Source organism: Streptococcus vulneris (genome assembly GCF_019218685.1).
GTDB lineage: Bacteria > Bacillota > Bacilli > Lactobacillales > Streptococcaceae > Streptococcus > Streptococcus vulneris.
In genome coordinates, this window is record NZ_JAHUZC010000001.1 from 40,705 (window position 1) to 60,191 (window position 19,487).

The window sequence follows — 19,487 nt, forward strand, 5'->3', positions numbered from 1 at the left end:
GAGAAAAAGATGAGAAATGTAAAAGTTTCAGCCATTCAGATGCAATGTGCCAAGGATGTGGCAACAAATATCCAAACCGCAGAGCGTTTAGTACGTCAGGCTGCAGAAAAAGGCGCACAAATTATTCTCTTGCCCGAGTTGTTTGAACGTCCCTATTTCTGTCAGGAACGTCAGTATGACTACTACCAGCATGCCCAGTCGGTGACAGACAATACAGCTATTCAGCATTTTAAAACCATTGCCAAGGAGCTAAAGGTCGTTTTACCAATCAGTTTCTATGAAAAAGATGGCAATGTCTTGTATAACTCTATTGCCGTTATTGATGCAGATGGGGAAGTGCTGGGCGTTTATCGGAAAACCCACATACCAGATGATCATTATTATCAAGAAAAGTTTTATTTCACACCTGGTAACACTGGTTTCAAGGTCTGGGATACTCGCTATGCCAAGATTGGGATCGGTATCTGTTGGGATCAATGGTTCCCTGAAACAGCGCGCTGTCTTGCGTTAAATGGTGCTGAATTGCTCTTTTATCCAACTGCTATTGGCTCTGAGCCTATCCTAGATACGGACAGTTGTGGTCATTGGCAACGTACCATGCAAGGACACGCAGCAGCAAATATTGTCCCAGTTATTGCAGCCAATCGTTATGGTTTGGAGGAAGTCACTCCTAGTGAGGAAAATGGTGGACAGAGTTCCAGTCTTGACTTCTACGGTTCATCCTTTATGACGGATGAAACAGGAGCTATTCTTGAGCGAGCTGAAAGACAAGGTGAAGCTGTTCTGTTAGCTACTTATGACCTAGATAAGGGAGCAAGTGAACGCCTAAACTGGGGCTTGTTTCGAGATAGAAGACCCGAAATGTATCAACGAATTACGGACTAGTAGGAGAGAAATGAGAGATTCATTCTGCTAGATTAACTTCTTATTTTCAACTATAAGGATACTATGTTGTCTAGTAAGTGGATTTTATATTTTAACCCTCTAAGGCTTTCTCGCGCTTTGATGCGAGGAGCTTTTCTGTTTAAGCTTTATCAATAAAACATGCTATAATAGTTGCAGAAAGGTTGGTATTTATGGCTAGGATATTGGTTATTGAAGACAATAGTGACATTCAAGAGATTTTGCGAACACTTCTTACTGAGGAGCATGAGGTGATTCAAGCCTTTTCTGGTACAGAAGGAATCATGCGTTTTGACCAAGGTGGGATTGACCTCATTTTGCTAGATATCATGCTTCCTGGGAAAAATGGGGATCAGGTTTTAAAAGCCATCAGGGAACAAAGTCAAACTCCAGTCATTATGCTAACAGCTTTGAGCGATAAGAAGTTAATCAGTCAATACCTCTTAGACGGTGCCAATGATTACATAGTCAAACCTTTTGATTTGGATGAAGTCTTTGCCAGAGTTACTGTTCAATTACGTCAAAGCGTAGAAAAACAGCCTATGGAAATAGGAAAAACTGAAAATCTGCCACAAAACTTGAAAAATATCCAGTTTGATGCAGAAAGTTTTGAAATCAAAAATAGTCAGGAAACGATTCGCCTTGCCAAGAAAGAATGCTTGATTCTCCAAACTCTCCTTAAACATCCTAAGAAAATTTTCACCAAGGAAGAACTTTATGAATTGGTCTGGGAGGAGAGCTATCTACCTGGAGATAATACCCTCAATACGCATTTGAGTAATCTTCGCAAAAAATTAAACCAGCTTGACCCAAATCAAGAATATATTGAAACCATTTGGGGAGTTGGGGTAAGATTAAAAGGAGACAAGCAATGACCTACATGATCATCTTTATCCTACTGGTACTCCTAATTATTTTATCTATTGCATTGATTCGCTACCATCTAGCACTTAAAAACTTGAGTCAACAGATTGAGGACAAGATTCTTACGGGTAGTATGAAAAGAGTAGGGGTTAGCATTTTTTCCAAACATTTTTTACATCTATACCAGCAGATTGAGAATCTATTTCAGGAAGTAGAGCAATCTCGGTTGGTTATGAAAAGGGAAAAACAGACTCTGGATATGGCCATCAGCAATATCGCCCATGATATTCGGACACCTCTGACTATCGCTTCAGGCTACACGCAACAATTGATGAAGTCTCCTGAAGACAAATCAGAAACCTTACAAAAAATAGCCCAGCATCTTGATTTAGTTTCTAAACGTTTGGAGGCTCTTCTAGAATATCGTCGTTTGATGGAAGGGGCTGTCAAACCGAAAATGGAAGAAGTTGATCTTTCAGCTTTTATCACCAAGAAGACTCTGGCTTATTATGATGTTTTTCAGGCGGCAAATATTATGCTTGATTTTAAGGTTGAAGCTGGTCTGAAAATGAGGACTGATGAAGACTTGCTGGATCGAATTTTACAAAATCTGCTTGGGAATGTCCTCAAACATGGCAAGGAAGAAGCACTTCTATCTTTGAGAAAGGAACAGGAACAGCTTGTCTTAGAAATTGCAAACCTTGTCAAACAGCCCATCAAAAGAATAGAAAATCTCAGCAACCGTTTTTATTCTGAAAATCTATCAGATACGGAAGAATCCTCTGGTTTAGGCCTTTATATCACTGAGGAATTATGCCATCTTCTTGGTGCAGAGATGAAACTAAGCACAGATGGGCAGTGGTTGTCGGTTTTCATTTACTTTTAACGAAAAGAAACCTCCTCTGTAGGCTAGAGGAGGTCGTTTTTTATAGACTTTTCTTTTTAAAAACTGCCAATCCACTTATATTAAAGATTACAATAACAGCTAAGCTAACTATAAGTGTATAGCAAATGGATTCACTATTAGCAGTCATAGCATAGAAAAACTGCAATGATAAATATGGCAAAATTTTGATACTTGGGAAGATGAGCATTGGCATAGAAAGTAAGATAGAGCTGACCAAATATCCAATAAATACTGCAAGATAAGAATGACTAACATAGAGAATAAAGGAAACAATGGAAAGCCAAGCAAGGAGGCAAAGGAATTGAAGGGAAATGGTTATCAGTAGATTTCCAATAAAGCCATCAGGCATAGTGCCAAATCCATTTAAGATAGTTGCTGGAATAAAGGCAATAACAAGGCTGATGATAAGTTGCAATAGTGCAATACAAGCCACTACAAAGGCTTTAGCAAGGAAAAACTCTGTACGAGAAACACCTACTGTCAAACTATTTTTATAGAGCTTTCCGATTAAATCAACACCTAAAACTAGGCAAGTTAAAATAATACAGAGAAAAACGAGGTTTGAACCTTGACTAGATGCGTTAATCAGGGCTTGTACACCGTCCCAACCATGGGTTGGAATTTCTGGCTCTTCTGTCTGAATTGCCATCAGATGGCCAGTAGCTCCAATACTTGCGCCCATTAGCATGAGAGAAAAGAGAATGAACTCTGTAATCCAAAAACCTTTGGAACGGAAAAGACGGTAAAAGTCTGCTTGAATGGTATGTATCATGATTTTCCTCCTATTCGACCAATTGAGTGAAGTATTCTTCTAGGTTTTGACGGGCATAGTAAATCTCGTCAATGGCAACATCTGCCAAGGTTAATTCCTTAAGAATCTGTTTGACATCTTGTTCCTGACCAAAGATGTGAATTTCGTTTTCAGGATTAACAACCTTGAACTGGAGCTGGATTTGTTCTTTCAATACTTGACAAGCTTTCTCTTTATCAGCTGTCTTAAGCACAATATAATCCTCACTTAGTGTTTCAAATTCAGCTTTGCTGATTTCACGGATAATCTTGCCTTGATCCAAAATACCAAAACGATTAGCTACGAGGTAGAGTTCTGACAAGATATGGCTAGAGATGAGAATGGTTATCCCTTTTTCTTGATTGAGTCGCTGTATCATGAGGCGAAATTCTTTGATACCGATTGGGTCGAGACCATTGATAGGTTCATCTAAAATCAAGAAGTCTGGTTTAGATAGAAGGGCAATGGCGATACCAAGTCTTTGTTTCATCCCTAGCGAGAAATCACGAAATACTTTTTTACCTGTATCTAACAAACCTACATAGTCCAGTGTCTCTCGAATGACTTGATCAGCATTTGGAATATGTCTAATCATACAATAATACTTCAGATTTTGATAGGCTGTTAAGTGATTATGAGCTACGGGTGATTCGATAACAGAACCTACTCGAGATAGAGCCTTGGTCCACTCATTTTCCGTTTGGCTAGAGAAGAGGGAAACAGTCCCTTTATCTGCAAAAAGTAGTTGCGTAATGATTTTGATTAAGGTGGTCTTCCCAGCTCCGTTCTTCCCGATAAGTCCATAAATATCTCCCTCTCTTATCGTTAGATGAAGATCCTGAAGAATAGCTTGTTTGTTAAAGTTTTTGGACAATCCATGAATGTCAAGTACTGTTTTCATGATTCTCTCCTTTTGATTTATTTTGATAACTTTAGTATAAAGCATAGAAATCAAAGAAAGTTCAAGGATTTCTAAAGAGTTTCTAAAGTTTTAGGAATTCTTAAATATCAAAACCCAGTTGACACGAACTGGGCTTCTTAATTATAAAATATATTTCTCAATGGCACGCGCAACGCCGTCTTCTTCGTTGCTTGTTGTAACGTCATCCGCAAGAGATTTGACATAATCGCTGGCATTTCCCATTGCAATGCCAAGTCCTGCAAACTGGAGCATTTCGATATCATTATTAGCATCGCCCATAGCTATAATTTCTGATGGCTCGATCTTCAAAATTTCAGCTAGTCGAGAAAGAGCGGTAGCCTTTGTCGTACCAAGTGGCATAGCTTCATAAATGACAGGCTGTGAACGAACTCCACTAAATCGTTGGCAAAGCTCCTCAGCAAAACGCTGCTCAAAATCGTCAGTTTGCTCTTTCGTGCCCAAAAACATACCTTGGAACATGCGATACTTGCCACTGGTAGCTTCCTCAAGGGAAATTTCAGTCAGGTCTGAAAAGACTAGCTCGGCATCATTTTGAATGATTTCATTAGGCTTACCACCGAGGACAAAATAATGTTCCTCATCAAAAAGAGTCAACTGAACATCACTTTTTTCAGCTAGGTCATAGAGGTATTCGATGTCTGTTGGACTAAGTTCTTGCCAGTCAACTAGTCCCCAGTCACTTGTCTGGTGAGTTGAGCAACCGTTGTTGACAATCACATACTCATTCTGGAGATCAAGCCCCAGTTTTTGATAGTAGGGGAGGACACCGAAAAGCGGGCGCCCCGTACAGAGAACCAGTTTGACACCTTTTTCAATAGCTTGGTGAATAGCAGTAATATGAGCTTGTGGGATTTCCTTGGCTTCATTGAGGAGGGTTCCGTCCATATCCAAGGCTAGTAGTTTAATCATAAGTCTTCCTTCTTTATCTTTTGGTATTATTATAGCATATTTTGGAGAAGAAATTGATAGGAAGCTTGGGGCTAATTGATTTTACAGCTTAAGATGTTTTGATAACAATTCATGACTTGAAGAGGATATTTCGAAAAGATATGCTATACTAAACTTGTGATTCAATCAAGTATTTTGTAAACTTATCAAGGAAAACAGAGGGTTTTATATGAAAAAACGGATTATTCAGATTTTACTAGCATTGTCCTTAATTTTTTATAAATCAACTTGGTTTTGGAAGATTTTCAACCACCTCACAAAGCCCTATCTACCAGCAAGTCGTGAATTTTTTCAGATTCTGCTTTTGCTGGAAAGTGGTGTTCTTTTGTCAGCAGTCATCTATCTACTAGTTTTTGCAGGAAAGAAAACTTTTCATTTCAAGTGGCAGTTGAGGTACTTTATCTACCTTTTACTGGGCTACATTATTTTGTATATGTCGGACTTCCTCTTGTCTTATTTCATACCCTCGTCTTCGAATCAAATTTCTTTGAATGAAACGATAGAAATGATGGGGCGACAGGAATTACCCTATTTCTTGCTCATAGTTTGCTTCATCGGCCCTATTTCTGAGGAATTGATTTATCGCGGTGTGCTTATGACAACCTTTTTCAAAAACTCGCCTTTGTACGGAGATGTCTTGCTTTCTGCTATTATTTTCGGTTATATTCATATCAATTTTGCTTTAACTCCTCTTGCTTTTTTCATTTATGCTAGCGGAGGGCTTATTTTGGCTCTATTGTATCGCATGACTAAAAATCTCTACTATCCAATACTAGTTCATATTTTCATCAATATCACTGCCTTCTGGAATGTGTGGTTACTCCTATTTTCAGGAAGTTAGCTTACTAAAACAATGTCGGAACTTTCCGGCATTTTCTTTTCAACAGGTGAGCAAGAACTGATTATTTTCAGACTTGGCAGGCTAATCATGGTATAATAAAAGGTAATGAAAAATTCCAACGAGGCAGAGATGAAATTACTTTATACTGATATTCGGACTTCTTTGACAGAAATTCTAACTAGAGAGTCGGAGGAATTAGTTGCTGCTGGCAAGCGGGTCTTCTACATCGCTCCCAACTCTCTTTCTTTTGAAAAGGAACGCGCCGTGCTGGAATGCTTGCCCCAGCAGGCTTCTTTTGCGATTACCGTCACGCGCTTTGCGCAGATGGCTCGTTACCTAGTCTTGAATGATTTGCCTGCCAAGACCAGTCTTGATGATATTGGTCTTGGGATGGCTTTTTATAAGTGTCTTGAGGCACTCGATCCCAAGGATTTACGTGTTTATGGTGCGATTAAGCAGGATCCTCAGTTTATCCAGCAGTTGATTGATCTTTACCACGAGATGACCAAAGCTCAGATGAGTTTTTTTGACTTGGAGAGTTTGACGGATGAGGACAAGAGGGCCGATTTACTCTTGATTTTTGAGAAAGTAACAGCCTATCTTAATCAAGGTCAGTTGGCTCAAGGAAGTCAGTTGTCCCATTTGATTGAGGCTATTGAGAATGACAAAGTTAGCAGTAATTTTACTCAAATCGCCTTGGTTATTGATGGATTTACCCGTTTTTCTGCTGAGGAAGAGCGGATTGTGGACTTACTTCATGGCAAGGGTGTTGAGATTGTCATTGGGGCTTATGCTAGTAAGAAAGCCTATACCAGCCCTTTTAGTGAGGGCAATCTCTACCAAGCTAGTGTGGAGTTTCTCCATCATCTAGCCTCTAAATACCAAACACCTGCTCAGGACTGTTCTCAAATTCGTGAGAAGATGGATAGTTTTGACAAGGCCTCTCGTTTGCTGGAGTCTTCTTATGACTTTTCAGAATTAACATTGGATGTCGATGAGAAGGATCGTGAAAACTTACAAATATGGTCTTGTTTGACACAAAAGGAGGAGTTGGAGTTAGTAGCCCGCAGCATTCGTCAGAAATTACATGAGAACTCAGACCTGAGCTACAAGCATTTTCGTATTCTCTTGGGGGATGTAGCTTCTTATCAATTATCTCTAAAAACGATTTTTGACCAGTATCAGATTCCTTTCTATCTTGGTAGAAGCGAATCCATGGCTCATCATCCCTTGACACAGTTTGTCGAGTCTATTTTAGCTTTGAAACGCTATCGTTTCCGTCAGGAGGATTTGATCAACCTTCTTAGAACAGGTTTGTACACCGACCTTAGTCAGGATGATATTGATGCTTTTGAACAATATATCCGCTATCTTGGTATCAATGGCTTGCCAGCCTTTCAGCAAACCTTTACCAAATCCCACCATGGAAAATTTAATCTGGAACGTTTAAATACTCTTCGTCTGCGTATTTTAGCACCTCTTGAGACTCTTTTTGCTAGCCGAAAACAAAAGGCTGAAAACCTCTTGCAAAAGTGGAACTCTTTTCTAAAAGAAGGAGCTGTGACCAAGCAACTGCAAGATTTGACAGCTAGCATGGAAGCTCTTGAACAGGAAAGACAAGTAGAAGTTTGGAAGGCTTTCTGTCATGTTTTAGAACAATTTGCGACTGTTTTTGCTGGTTCGCAAGTTAATCTAGAGGACTTTCTAGCCTTGCTCCATTCTGGAATGAGTTTGTCCCAATACCGTACCATTCCAGCGACAGTGGACACCGTTCTGGTGCAGAGTTACGATTTGATTGCTCCTTTGACAGCTGACTTTGTCTACGCCATTGGGCTGACTCAGGACAATTTACCAAAAATCGCGCAGAATACCAGTCTTTTGACAGATGAAGAAAGACAAAGCTTAAACCAAGCTACTGAAGAGGAAGCGCAATTACTGATTGCCAGCAGTGAAAATCTCAAGAAAAATCGCTATACTATGCTTTCCTTGGTCAATTCTGCTCGTAAGCAGTTGATTTTGTCGGCTCCAAGCCTTTTTAATGAGAGTGAAAGTAAGGAGTCAGCCTATCTTCAAAAGCTAGTTCATTTTGGATTTAGTCGGAGAGAGAGGAGGATGAATCACAGAGGGCTGTCTAAGGAGGATATGGGGTCATATCACAGTCTTTTGTCCAGTCTAGTTGCCTATCACCAGCAGGCCGAGACGAGCGATACTGAGCAAGATTTGACTTTTGTCAAGGTTCTGGCGCGTGTCATGGGTAAAAAACTAGACCAAAAAGGCCTTGCAAATCCTGCCCTCCCAACCAGTCCAAGCAGTAAGACCTTGAGCAAGGATACTTTGCGAGCGCTCTATCCTGCTGAACAGGAGTTTTACCTTTCTACATCAGGCTTGACGGAGTTTTATCGCAATGAATACAGCTATTTCCTCCGCTACGTTCTAGGCTTGCAGGAAGAATTGCGCCTACGTCCAGATGCTCGTAGTCACGGGAATTTCTTACATCGTATTTTTGAACGTGCCTTGCAGTTACCTGACGAAGATTCCTTTGACCACCGTCTAGAACAAGCTATTCAAGAAACCAGTCAGGAACGGGAATTTGAGGCCATTTATCAAGAAAGTTTGGAAGCTCAGTTTACCAAGGAAGTTCTGCTTGATGTTGCGCGGACTACTGGACATATTCTCCGACACAATCCAGCCATCGAGACTATTAAAGAAGAGGCAAATTTTGGTGGAAAAGGGCAAGCCTTTATTCAATTGGACAATGGACGCAGTGTCTTTGTACGAGGCAAGGTTGACCGCATTGACCGATTAAAAGCTGATGGAGCGATAGGGGTAGTAGACTACAAGTCTAGTCTGACTCAGTTCCAGTTTCCGAATTTCTTTAATGGACTCAATTCCCAGTTACCAACTTACTTAGCTGCCCTAAAAAGAGAAGGGGAGCAGAACTTTTTTGGTGCCATGTACTTGGAAATGGCTGAGCCTGTCCAATCTTTGATGGCGGTTAAAAGTCTGGCAGGTGCAGTCGTAGAAGCCAGCAAGTCTATGAAATACCAAGGACTCTTTTTAGAAAAAGAAAGCAGTCATTTGGGCGAATTTTACAACAAAAACAAGGCTAATCAGTTGACGGATGAGGAATTCCAGCTCCTACTGGACTACAATGCCCAACTTTACAAGAAAGCAGCTGAGAAGATTTTAGCAGGCCAGTTCGCCATTAATCCTTATACTGAAAATGGCAGAAGCATTGCCCCATACGTCCAGCAACATCAAGCCATCACCGGATTTGAAGCTAATTACCATTTGGGTCAAGCCCGTTTCCTAGAGAAGTTAGACCTAGCTGATGGCAAGCGCCTTATCGGAGAGAAACTCAAGCAAGCTTGGTTTGAAAAAATAAGAGAGGAGTTGAATCGATGAAGCCTATTCCCTTTTTAAGTGAGGAGGAAATTCAAAAACTGCAAGAAGCAGAAGTGAATTCGAGCAAGGAACAAAAGAAAACTGCCGAGCAAATCGAAGCCATCTACACTTCTGGTCAGAATATCCTTGTTTCAGCATCGGCTGGTTCTGGGAAGACCTTTGTCATGGCAGAGCGCATTCTAGATCAATTGGCGCGTGGTGTCGAAATTTCTCAACTCTTTATCTCAACCTTTACCGTCAAGGCTGCGACTGAACTTAAAGAACGTTTGGAGAAAAAAATCAGCCAACAAATCCAAGAAAGTAGCGATGTTGACCTCAAACAGCACTTGGGGCGCCAGTTGGCAGACCTACCCAACGCTGCCATCGGAACCATGGACTCTTTTACCCAAAAATTCCTTGGCAAACATGGCTATCTGATTGATATTGCGCCTAATTTCCGTATTTTACAAAATCAAAGCGAGCAACTCCTTCTAAAAAACGAAGTCTTTCATGAGGTCTTTGAAGCCCATTACCAAGGTAAACAGAAAGAGACCTTTAGTCATTTGCTGAAAAACTTTGCTGGACGTGGCAAGGATGAACGGGGGCTACGCCAGCAAGTCTATAAAATCTATGACTTTCTCCAATCCACCAGCAACCCTCAAAAGTGGCTGAGTGAATCTTTCCTCAAAGGCTTTGAAAAAGCTGATTTTACCAGTGAAAAAGAAAGACTGACTGAGCAAATCAAACAAGCCCTTTGGGACTTGGAAAGTTTCTTCCGTTATCATCTAGATAATGACGCCAAGGAGTTTGCAAAGGCTCCTTATTTAGAAAATGTTCAGTTAGTTCTGGATGAAATTGGCTCTTTAAATCAAGAGTCCGATAGTCAGGCTTATCAAGCAGTACTTGCGCGTGTTGTCGCAATTTCGAAAGAGAAAAACGGTCGAGCTCTGACTAATGCCAGCCGTAAGGCTGATTTGAAGCCGCTGGCTGATGCTTACAACGAAGAGAGAAAGACCCAGTTTGCTAAACTAGGACAACTGTCAGACCAGATAACCATTCTCGACTATCAAGAACGTTATCATGGAGATACATGGGAACTAGCTATAACCTTCCAAGCCTTTATGAGTGATTTTGTAGAGGCCTATCGTGAACGTAAGCGCCAGGAAAACACCTTTGAATTCGCTGACATCAGCCATTACACCATTGAGATTTTAGAGAAATTCCCGCAAGTTCGTGAGGCTTATCAGGAGCGCTTCCATGAAGTCATGGTAGATGAGTATCAAGATACCAACCATATTCAAGAACGGATGCTGGAATTGCTGTCTAATGGTCACAATCGCTTTATGGTGGGAGATATCAAGCAGTCCATCTACCGTTTCCGTCAGGCAGACCCGCAGATTTTCAATGAAAAGTTCCAACGCTATGCGCAAAATCCTGAAGAAGGAAAGCTGATTCTCCTCAAGGAAAATTTCCGTAGTAGTTCAGAAGTACTGTCAGCAACCAATGATGTCTTTGAGCGCCTTATGGATCAAGAAGTCGGTGAAATCAACTATGATAACATGCACCAGCTTGTTTTTGCCAATACCAAACTGACTCCCAATCCAGACAACAAGGCAGAATTTCTCCTCTATGATAAGGACGATACAGGTGAGGAAGAAGAGAGTCGAACAGAAACGAAACTAACAGGTGAAATGCGCTTAGTTATCAAGGAAATCCTTAAACTCCATAAGGAACAAGGTGTTGCCTTTAAGGAAATTGCCCTTCTGACCTCCAGCCGCAGTCGTAATGACCAGATTCTTCTCGCCCTGTCTGAGTACGGAATTCCTGTCAAAACTGACGGAGAGCAAAACAATTATCTCCAATCCCTAGAAGTGCAAGTCATGCTAGACACCCTTCGTGTCATTCACAATCCTCTTCAAGACTACGCCTTGGTTGCCCTTGTGAAGTCTCCTATATTTGGCTTTGATGAGGACGAGTTAGCACGTTTATCCCTTCAGAAAGCAGAGGATAAAATCCAAGAAAATCTTTATGAGAAACTGGTCAATGCACAAAAACAGGTAAGTAGCCAAAAAGGCTTGATTCATACGGACTTAGCTGAGAAACTAAACCAATTCATGGATATCTTGGCTTCTTGGCGCTTGTATGCCAAAACGCACTCCCTATATGACCTGATTTGGAAGATTTATAACGACCGTTTTTATTATGATTATGTTGGGGCTTTGCCAAATGGTCCTGCTAGACAGGCCAATCTCTATGCCCTAGCACTGCGTGCTGATCAATTTGAAAAGAGCAATTTCAAGGGTTTATCACGTTTTATTCGTATGATTGACCAAGTTTTAGAAGTCCAGCACGATCTTGCAAGCGTGGCTGTCGCACCGCCAAAAGATGCAGTAGAGCTCATGACCATCCACAAGAGTAAAGGGCTGGAGTTTCCTTACGTCTTTATCCTCAATATGGATCAAGATTTCAACAAGCAAGACTCTATGTCAGAAGTCATTCTCAGTCGTAAAAATGGTCTTGGTGTCAAATACATTGCCAAGATGGAGACAGGAGCAGTGGAAGCCTACTACCCTAAAACCATCAAACTCTCCATTCCTAGTCTGACCTATATACAGAACGAAGAGGAATTACAGCTGGCAAGCTATTCAGAGCAAATGCGTCTCCTTTATGTTGCCATGACGCGGGCTGAGAAAAAGCTCTATCTTGTCGGTAAGGGTTCTCGTGAAAAGCTGGAAGCCAAGGAATACCCAGCAGCTAAAAATGGAAAACTAAATAGCAACACTAGACTGCAAGCACGGAATTTCCAAGATTGGCTTTGGGCTATCAGTAAAGTATTTGCCAAGGAGCATCTCAACTTTAGCTATCGTTTTGTTGGAGAAGATCAGTTGACCAGAGAAGCTATCGGAGAGTTGGAAAACAAGAGCCCTCTACAAGATAGCTCTCAAGCAGATAACCGTCAGTCAGAAACCATCAAAGAAACTCTTGAAATGCTGAAAGAGGTGGAAGTATATAATACACTTCACCGCGCAGCCATTGAACTACCTAGTGTTCAAACTCCAAGTCAAATCAAGAAATTCTACGCACCCGTAATGGATATGGAAGGTGTCGAGATTGCAGGTCAAGGTCAGTCAGTAGACAAGAAAATAAGCTTTGATTTGCCAGATTTTTCAAGCAAAGAAAAGATAACAGGAGCTGAGATTGGTAGTGCTACCCACGAACTCATGCAGAGAATTGACCTCAGCCAGCGACCAACACTTGCTAGCCTGACAGAAACTCTCAAACAAGTTCAAACCAGCCAAGTTATCAGAGACAAGATCAATCTTGCTAAAATTCTTGCATTCTTTGACACAGCACTCGGTCAGGAAATTCTCGCTAATACCAACCATCTTTATCGCGAGCAACCTTTCTCCATGCTCAAACGAGACCAAAAGAGTCAGGAAGACTTTGTTGTCCGTGGTATCCTTGATGGCTATCTACTTTACGAAGACAAAATTGTTCTGTTCGACTATAAGACAGATCGCTATGATGACCCAAATCAACTCATAGACCGTTATCGTGGTCAGTTAGCCCTATACGGAGAGGCTTTATCTCGAGCCTATTCGATTGAAAATATTGAAAAATACTTGATTTTACTCGGTAAAGACGAGGTTCAAGTTGTAAAAGTATAATTTATACTCTTCGAAAATCTCTTCAAACTACGTCAGCTTCACCTTTCCGTAGATATGCTCACTGACTTCGTCAGTCTTATCTACAACCTCAAAACTGTGTTTTGAGCAACCTGCGGCTAGCTTCCTAGTTTGCTCTTTGATTTTCATTGAGTATTAGAAAGGAGACCTCATGACACTTCCAGTTAGAAAATCCCTGCATGATGCGGTTTTACAGGCTTCAAAATCTGATACTTGGGAACAAGCTACCAAGGAATGGAATGAAGTTTCCTTGATTTTTAACGGTATCGGCCGTAGCAATTGTGTCTGTGGAAATGCTATCAAATACGCTTACGAACTCTTTAACGGTGTCACAGGTCAACGCCTCTTTCCAATTGGTAGCGACTGTGTTCGTCATTTTCATCGATTAAGCCTTGACCAGCAACTAGAAGAGGAAGAAAAATTACTCAGAAAGGTCGAAAATCTGACCAGAAAAGCTAAGAAAAAGGAAAAAATCAAGGTCAATAAAAGTGACTTTGACGAGCGACTTCTAAAATGGCTCTGGGAAAAAGGTGTTTTTAAACCCAATCGTGGAAATCAGTTCTCACCTGAGAAAGACTACCAGCTTTTCTTAGAAGTCTTTCAAGGAGGAAGTTGGTCCAAGGCAGAACCCAAGAAGAAAGCTCGGATGGAAGAAGTTCTTGAAAAATGCATCAAACCCTTTTTACTTGGCAAATCAGATGACCAACTCTACCTTGTCAAGCTAGGAAAGGAAAAAATTGACTACGAACAGGAACTCCGTATCCAGGCAGAGAAAGAGCGTAAGAAGAGAGATAAAATCGCTAAGCAGTATGCAGACAATCTAGTCCTAGCCATGGGCCCAGCAGAACGTGCCTATCAAGACTACTTTGGCTTTACAGATACACTGACTCAAGAAGAACGCAAGTGGGAAAAAATTCTTTTTGGTAAAAATAGGACAGAACGGGCTATCAAGGCCAAACAATACCAAAAAGAGTTGGAAAAAGACCAACGAATTGCTAGTCAGGATCCAATTGAAAGAAAGCAGAAGCAGACCTGGCTCCTCAATTCCTATTTTCGTGAGCTTCCTGAAGAAAAAGCTCGTTTTTCTAGGCTCTTATTAGAATATCGAAAAAGTGGAGAAGTCCCCTTTTCAACTGAATATCTGTCAGACCATCTGCTCGACTTTCTCTATAAAATGAAAGCCTTTGAGTTTGAAATCGCACCAGAACAAGTTCGAGATTTTCTAAAAGAAAGCCTTCAAACAGAGCATCTCTCCTCAGCACAAGAAAGCTGGATAGAAGGAATTTTGACAAATTGTATAGTCCCATTTTTATCTCGAATACTCATCTAAAACTAAATATATAAGTCTTAGAATTTTATATAAAGTTAATATATAAATTAAGTAAATTTGAAATCAGCCTTCCTTTATAAAGTAGCTATTACAAATAAAAGCTTGTGCAAAAAAGAATAATTTATGATAGAATAGAGGATAAGAAAGAAAACGTTTTTACAATTTTTTCAATCCGAAGGAGATATATTATGGCTACTATTCAATGGTTTCCTGGTCACATGTCTAAAGCTCGTCGACAGGTTCAGGAAAATTTAAAATTTGTTGATTTTGTGACGATTTTGGTGGATGCCCGCTTACCTCTATCTAGTCAAAATCCTATGTTGACCAAAATTGTTGGTGACAAACCAAAACTCTTGATTTTAAACAAGGCGGACTTGGCTGACCCAGCAATGACCAAGGAATGGCGTCAGTATTTTGAATCACAAGGAATCCAAACTCTGGCTATCAACTCCAAAGAGCAAGTGACTGTAAAAGTTGTAACAGATGCGGCCAAAAAACTCATGGCTGATAAGATTGCTCGCCAGAAAGAACGTGGCATCAAGATTGAAACCTTGCGTACCATGATTATCGGGATTCCAAATGCTGGTAAATCAACGCTTATGAACCGTTTGGCTGGTAAGAAAATTGCCGTTGTCGGCAATAAACCAGGGGTTACCAAGGGACAACAATGGCTCAAAACAAATAAAGACCTTGAAATCCTGGATACACCGGGGATTCTCTGGCCTAAGTTTGAGGATGAAACTGTTGCGCTTAAATTGGCCTTGACCGGAGCTATTAAAGACCAGTTGCTTCCTATGGATGAGGTAACTATTTTTGGTCTCAATTATTTCAAAGAACATTATCCAGAAAAGCTGGCTGAACGCTTCAAACAAATGAAAATTGAGGAAGAAGCACCTGTTATTATTATGGATATGACCCGTGCTCTCGGTTTCCGTGACGACTATGACCGCTTTTACAGTCTCTTCGTGAAGGAAGTCCGTGATGGCAAACTCGGTAACTATACCTTAGATACATTGGAAGACCTCGATGGCGACGATTAAAGAAATCAAAGAACTCCTTGCTACTGTCAAGGACCTTGATAGTCCTATTTTTTTAGAGCTTGAAAAGGATAATCGCTCTGGAGTTCAAAAGGAAATCAGCAAGCATAAAAAAGCCATTCAGGCAGAATTGGATGAAGATTTTCGTTTGGAATCCATGCTTTCCTACGAGAAAGAACTGTATAAGCAAGGGTTGACCTTAATTGCTGGTGTTGATGAGGTCGGCCGTGGTCCTCTAGCTGGGCCTGTAGTCGCTGCAGCTGTTATTTTACCTCAAAATTGTAAAATTAAAGGCCTCAATGACAGCAAGAAAATTCCTAAAAAGAAACATCTGGAGATTTTCCAAGCAGTTCAAGACCAAGCTTTATCAATCGGCATTGGTATCATGGATAATCAGGTCATCGACCAAGTCAATATCTATGAAGCAACCAAACTAGCCATGCAGGAAGCAATTTCCCAGCTCAGTCCTCAACCTGAGCACCTTTTGATAGATGCTATGAAACTGGAATTACCCATTTCACAAACCTCCATCATCAAAGGTGATGCTAATTCCCTTTCAATTGCAGCGGCTTCTATAGTAGCCAAGGTGACACGTGATGAATTGATGAAGGAATACGACCAGCAGTTTCCTGGCTATGATTTTACTGCTAATGCAGGATATGGAACTGCTAAACACCTGGAAGGCCTCACAAAACTAGGAGTTACCCCAATTCACCGAACCAGCTTTGAACCCGTTAAATCACTGGTTTCAGGAGAAAAAGAAAGTTAAGTTAGAAGGAATGATTATGGAGGAACAGCCAGAAACACTCAGCTCCAAGAAAGAATTTGCCTTTGCCTCAAGTACTATATTATCCCAAGTTGGACGAGGAATCATCGTCGGTCTTGTCGTTGGAATTATCGTTGGATCCTTTCGTTTCTTAATCGAAAAAGGCTTCCACCTGATACAAGGACTTTATCAAGATCAAGCGCACCTAGTGCGCAATCTTTTTATCATTGGTCTATTTTATTTAATAGTTTGTTGGCTCAGTGCGAAATTAACTCGGTCAGAAAAAGACATCAAAGGTTCAGGAATTCCTCAAGTTGAAGCCGAATTAAAGGGACTCATGACCCTCAACTGGTGGGGCGTACTTTGGAAAAAATATATTCTAGGAATTTTGGCTATTGCTAGTGGCCTTATGCTGGGGCGTGAAGGACCAAGTATTCAACTTGGAGCAGTCGGTGGTAAAGGAATTGCCAAATGGCTCAAATCCAGTCCAGTAGAGGAACGCTCCTTGATTGCTAGTGGAGCTGCCGCTGGTCTAGCTGCAGCCTTTAATGCACCGATTGCAGGACTTCTCTTTGTGGTAGAAGAAGTTTATCACCATTTTTCACGCTTTTTCTGGGTATCTACTCTCGCAGCTAGTCTCGTAGCAAACTTTGTCTCACTACTCATATTTGGCTTAACACCCGTACTGGACATGCCAGACAACATCCCACACATGACCCTAGACCAGTATTGGATTTACCTCCTTATGGGAGTTTTTCTTGGACTATCTGGTTTTCTCTATGAGAAAGCTGTGCTCAATGTTGGTAGAGTTTATGACTGGCTTGGTCAAAAAATCCGTTTGGATAGAGCTTATTATCCAATTCTGGCTTTCATTCTCATCATCCCAGTCGGAATCTTCTTACCCCAAATCCTTGGTGGTGGAAATCAGCTGGTTCTTTCCTTAACTGAACAAGATTTTAGTTTCCAAGTTCTATTAGCTTACTTTTTGATTCGATTTGTTTGGAGCATGATTAGCTATGGAAGTGGCCTTCCAGGAGGTATTTTCCTACCAATTCTGGCGCTTGGCTCCTTACTTGGTGCCCTAGTTGGTGTTATTTGTGTCAATCTTGGCCTTGTAAGCCAAGAGCAGTTTCCTATCTTTGTCATTCTAGGAATGAGTGGCTATTTTGGAGCAATATCCAAAGCTCCCTTAACTGCTATGATACTCGTAACTGAGATGGTAGGAGATATTCGCAACCTCATGCCACTTGGATTAGTAACCTTGGTCGCCTACATCATCATGGATCTACTAAAGGGTGCACCAGTATATGAGGCTATGTTGGAAAAAATGCTGCCAGAAGAAGCGACAGATGAAGGAGAAGTCACTCTCATTGAAATCCCTGTTTCAGATAAAATAGCAGGAAAACAAGTACACGAACTCAACTTGCCACATAACGTACTCATCACCACCCAAGTCCATAATGGCAAGAGCCAAACCGTTAACGGCTCAACCAGAATGTATCTCGGAGATATGATTCACCTAGTTATTCCAAAAAGTGAAATTGGGAAAGTCAAAGATTTGTTATTGTAGAAGTTTATACATAATTTATGTTATGTGAAAATGAATTTCTTAATTAAATACACTAGAAAACCGATTCTCAGCAATGAGGTCGGTTTTTTCTTGTTAGAAATATTATAATATATTATAAAAAATGATTAAATTATTCTAGGTTATAGTATAATGAGAAAAGGAGGAAAGCTTAAATGAATAATTCTTGCATCAAAAAGAGTCATAAAAGGTTACTAATATTTTTGTCAATCGCAATCATCACAGCAGGAGGTTTTTTTATGTTTAGCATGTTAGGGAAATCTCAAGAAGAACGTCGGAATAGAGAGTACGAAGTCAGTCTGGTGAATGCTTTAAAGAATTCCTATGAAGGGATAGAAGAGATCAAGATTACGGAACCTTATTATAGTGAGAAGCCAGGATCATGGTCTTGTGATATTGAAATAAAGTTCAGTGATAATCAAATGATAACTTATGGAATTAATCACAGATTAACTTATAAAGAAAACCACGATGGCCTTATGAAAGGAAATACTGATGAGGAAATTAATCAACAATGGTTGAAACTAAAAAAACACATTGGTAAAACAGAATCTACTGTTTTAGTGCAATATTCAAATGATGAAACAGGAGAGCAATAATGGAATTTAATTATACTGATAATCAATTGAATCATTTAAACCAAGATTTTGCTATTTATATTATAAATGAAGAGTTTTCAAGTAGAAAAAGGAGGAAATCTTAAATGAGTAATTCTGGCATCAAAAAAAGTCATAAATGGCTTCTAATCGTTGTGTCACTCGCAATCATCACAGCAGGAGGTGTTTTTATGTTTTCTATGTTAGGGAGATCCCAAGAAGAGCGTCGGAATAGAGAGTATGAAGTTAGTTTGGTAAATGCCTTGAAGAATTCTTATCAAGGGATAGAAGAAATCGAAATTTCCAATCCAACATATACGAACCCTCCTGGCGACTGGTCTTGTAAGATTGATATCTTGTTCAAAGATGGAGAAAAAATCTTTTATGGAATTCCACATAACTTAGATGATAAAGAAAATTATAACGGTCGTATGACTTATGGACAACGAGATTTTCTTAACCTAAGAAAAGGAATAACAACTAATACAGTTACGGTTACATACTCCAACAAAGAAAGAGGGAAGCAGTAATGGTATTCACTTATACAGATAAACAACTTAATGAATTAAACCATGGGAAGAATGTATATAGCGTCAATGCTGAATACGCTGAGAGAAATAATAAACCTTTGGTTACAGAAACTCCTAATCCGAATCCTTCTTCATCTGATTTCGAAGAAACCAACACTATAACTACCTCCGATGGTCAAGAATTCCGTGTCGTTGTCACTAAGTTTGACCTAGGAACAGGTTTTGATGTTTTGGCGGTAGCTCCTATGGTCAACGGCGAACCAAATTATAAAAATGTAGCTGTGATTGCTGCAGGGACGGATCAAGAGAGTCCTACTAAGACTGACAGATGTAAAACAACTTTTTCTTATTATAGTGTAATATAGACTAATCTT

Annotated in this window: 16 protein-coding genes; 13 read left to right on the top strand and 3 right to left on the bottom strand. The window is 40.3% G+C overall.

The genetic code is table 11. The features are described 5' to 3' along the window. The first annotated feature begins 9 nt into the window (after positions 1-9). From aguB to KUA57_RS00240, 3 genes are all read left to right on the top strand, one after another. A complete protein-coding gene (gene aguB / locus KUA57_RS00230; RefSeq protein WP_218493442.1) occupies positions 10-885 on the top strand; it encodes an N-carbamoylputrescine amidase in 876 nt (291 codons plus the stop codon). A 191-nt stretch (positions 886-1,076) separates the two neighbouring features. Continuing rightward, complete coding sequence (locus KUA57_RS00235) at positions 1,077-1,778, top strand: response regulator transcription factor (RefSeq protein WP_218493443.1); 702 nt, start codon at positions 1,077-1,079, stop codon at positions 1,776-1,778. Beyond that, on the top strand, positions 1,775-2,653 hold the full coding sequence (locus KUA57_RS00240) for a sensor histidine kinase (protein WP_218493444.1): 879 nt from the start codon (positions 1,775-1,777) through the stop codon (positions 2,651-2,653). Before KUA57_RS00235 ends, KUA57_RS00240 begins: the two co-directional genes overlap by 4 nt. Before the next feature lie 40 nt (positions 2,654-2,693). Here KUA57_RS00240 and KUA57_RS00245 read toward each other — a convergent pair whose 3' ends face one another. From KUA57_RS00245 to KUA57_RS00255, 3 genes are all read right to left on the bottom strand, one after another. Next, positions 2,694-3,446: an ABC transporter permease gene (locus KUA57_RS00245; protein WP_218493445.1), complete on the bottom strand. Its 753-nt coding sequence runs from the start codon at positions 3,444-3,446 to the stop codon at positions 2,694-2,696. Positions 3,447-3,456: 10 nt separating this feature from the next. Further along, positions 3,457-4,365, bottom strand: coding sequence for an ATP-binding cassette domain-containing protein (locus tag KUA57_RS00250; protein ID WP_218493446.1), 909 nt, complete (start codon positions 4,363-4,365; stop codon positions 3,457-3,459). A 141-nt stretch (positions 4,366-4,506) separates the two neighbouring features. Further along, complete coding sequence (locus KUA57_RS00255) at positions 4,507-5,316, bottom strand: Cof-type HAD-IIB family hydrolase (RefSeq protein WP_218493447.1); 810 nt, start codon at positions 5,314-5,316, stop codon at positions 4,507-4,509. A 208-nt stretch (positions 5,317-5,524) separates the two neighbouring features. On the opposite strand from KUA57_RS00255, the gene KUA57_RS00260 reads away from it, so the two are divergent. The 10 genes from KUA57_RS00260 (at position 5,525) to KUA57_RS00305 (ending at position 19,478) form a co-directional block, all read left to right on the top strand. Then, on the top strand, positions 5,525-6,196 hold the full coding sequence (locus tag KUA57_RS00260; protein WP_125417121.1) for a CPBP family intramembrane glutamic endopeptidase: 672 nt from the start codon (positions 5,525-5,527) through the stop codon (positions 6,194-6,196). A 129-nt stretch (positions 6,197-6,325) separates the two neighbouring features. Beyond that, a complete protein-coding gene (gene rexB / locus KUA57_RS00265) occupies positions 6,326-9,601 on the top strand; it encodes an ATP-dependent nuclease subunit B (RefSeq protein WP_218493448.1) in 3,276 nt (1,091 codons plus the stop codon). Next, positions 9,598-13,248 (top strand): helicase-exonuclease AddAB subunit AddA, encoded by a 3,651-nt coding sequence (gene addA, locus KUA57_RS00270; protein ID WP_218493449.1) that lies wholly within the window; start codon positions 9,598-9,600, stop codon positions 13,246-13,248. The genes rexB and addA overlap by 4 nt, the downstream gene beginning before the upstream one ends. Before the next feature lie 169 nt (positions 13,249-13,417). Further along, positions 13,418-14,596 (top strand): hypothetical protein, encoded by a 1,179-nt coding sequence (locus tag KUA57_RS00275; RefSeq protein WP_084946511.1) that lies wholly within the window; start codon positions 13,418-13,420, stop codon positions 14,594-14,596. A 188-nt stretch (positions 14,597-14,784) separates the two neighbouring features. Beyond that, positions 14,785-15,636 (top strand): ribosome biogenesis GTPase YlqF, encoded by an 852-nt coding sequence (gene ylqF / locus KUA57_RS00280; RefSeq protein ID WP_000201307.1) that lies wholly within the window; start codon positions 14,785-14,787, stop codon positions 15,634-15,636. Continuing rightward, the gene (gene rnhB / locus KUA57_RS00285) at positions 15,623-16,402 is read left to right on the top strand and encodes a ribonuclease HII (RefSeq protein WP_125447395.1); all 780 of its coding nucleotides are present in this window, start codon (positions 15,623-15,625) and stop codon (positions 16,400-16,402) included. Before ylqF ends, rnhB begins: the two co-directional genes overlap by 14 nt. A 16-nt stretch (positions 16,403-16,418) precedes the next feature. Further along, positions 16,419-17,969, top strand: coding sequence for a ClC family H(+)/Cl(-) exchange transporter (locus KUA57_RS00290; RefSeq protein ID WP_218493450.1), 1,551 nt, complete (start codon positions 16,419-16,421; stop codon positions 17,967-17,969). A 173-nt stretch (positions 17,970-18,142) separates the two neighbouring features. After that, on the top strand, positions 18,143-18,586 hold the full coding sequence (locus KUA57_RS00295; RefSeq protein WP_125447399.1) for a hypothetical protein: 444 nt from the start codon (positions 18,143-18,145) through the stop codon (positions 18,584-18,586). A 104-nt stretch (positions 18,587-18,690) separates the two neighbouring features. Further along, positions 18,691-19,113, top strand: coding sequence for a hypothetical protein (locus KUA57_RS00300; protein ID WP_218493451.1), 423 nt, complete (start codon positions 18,691-18,693; stop codon positions 19,111-19,113). Next, entirely contained in the window at positions 19,113-19,478 is a 366-nt protein-coding gene (locus tag KUA57_RS00305; RefSeq protein WP_125447413.1) for a hypothetical protein, read from the top strand. Before KUA57_RS00300 ends, KUA57_RS00305 begins: the two co-directional genes overlap by 1 nt. Positions 19,479-19,487: the final 9 nt, after the last annotated feature.

Excerpts from the sequence above, each read along its gene's own strand:
- aguB (WP_218493442.1), top strand. The coding sequence starts at position 10 with ATGAGAAATGTAAAAGTTTCAGCCATTCAGATGCAATGTGCCAAGGAT.
- KUA57_RS00235 (WP_218493443.1), top strand. The coding sequence starts at position 1,077 with ATGGCTAGGATATTGGTTATTGAAGACAATAGTGACATTCAAGAGATT.
- KUA57_RS00240 (WP_218493444.1), top strand. The coding sequence starts at position 1,775 with ATGACCTACATGATCATCTTTATCCTACTGGTACTCCTAATTATTTTA.
- KUA57_RS00245 (WP_218493445.1), bottom strand. The coding sequence starts at position 3,446 with ATGATACATACCATTCAAGCAGACTTTTACCGTCTTTTCCGTTCCAAA.
- KUA57_RS00250 (WP_218493446.1), bottom strand. The coding sequence starts at position 4,365 with ATGAAAACAGTACTTGACATTCATGGATTGTCCAAAAACTTTAACAAA.
- KUA57_RS00255 (WP_218493447.1), bottom strand. The coding sequence starts at position 5,316 with ATGATTAAACTACTAGCCTTGGATATGGACGGAACCCTCCTCAATGAA.
- KUA57_RS00260 (WP_125417121.1), top strand. The coding sequence starts at position 5,525 with ATGAAAAAACGGATTATTCAGATTTTACTAGCATTGTCCTTAATTTTT.
- rexB (WP_218493448.1), top strand. The coding sequence starts at position 6,326 with ATGAAATTACTTTATACTGATATTCGGACTTCTTTGACAGAAATTCTA.
- addA (WP_218493449.1), top strand. The coding sequence starts at position 9,598 with ATGAAGCCTATTCCCTTTTTAAGTGAGGAGGAAATTCAAAAACTGCAA.
- KUA57_RS00275 (WP_084946511.1), top strand. The coding sequence starts at position 13,418 with ATGACACTTCCAGTTAGAAAATCCCTGCATGATGCGGTTTTACAGGCT.
- ylqF (WP_000201307.1), top strand. The coding sequence starts at position 14,785 with ATGGCTACTATTCAATGGTTTCCTGGTCACATGTCTAAAGCTCGTCGA.
- rnhB (WP_125447395.1), top strand. The coding sequence starts at position 15,623 with ATGGCGACGATTAAAGAAATCAAAGAACTCCTTGCTACTGTCAAGGAC.
- KUA57_RS00290 (WP_218493450.1), top strand. The coding sequence starts at position 16,419 with ATGGAGGAACAGCCAGAAACACTCAGCTCCAAGAAAGAATTTGCCTTT.
- KUA57_RS00295 (WP_125447399.1), top strand. The coding sequence starts at position 18,143 with ATGAATAATTCTTGCATCAAAAAGAGTCATAAAAGGTTACTAATATTT.
- KUA57_RS00300 (WP_218493451.1), top strand. The coding sequence starts at position 18,691 with ATGAGTAATTCTGGCATCAAAAAAAGTCATAAATGGCTTCTAATCGTT.
- KUA57_RS00305 (WP_125447413.1), top strand. The coding sequence starts at position 19,113 with ATGGTATTCACTTATACAGATAAACAACTTAATGAATTAAACCATGGG.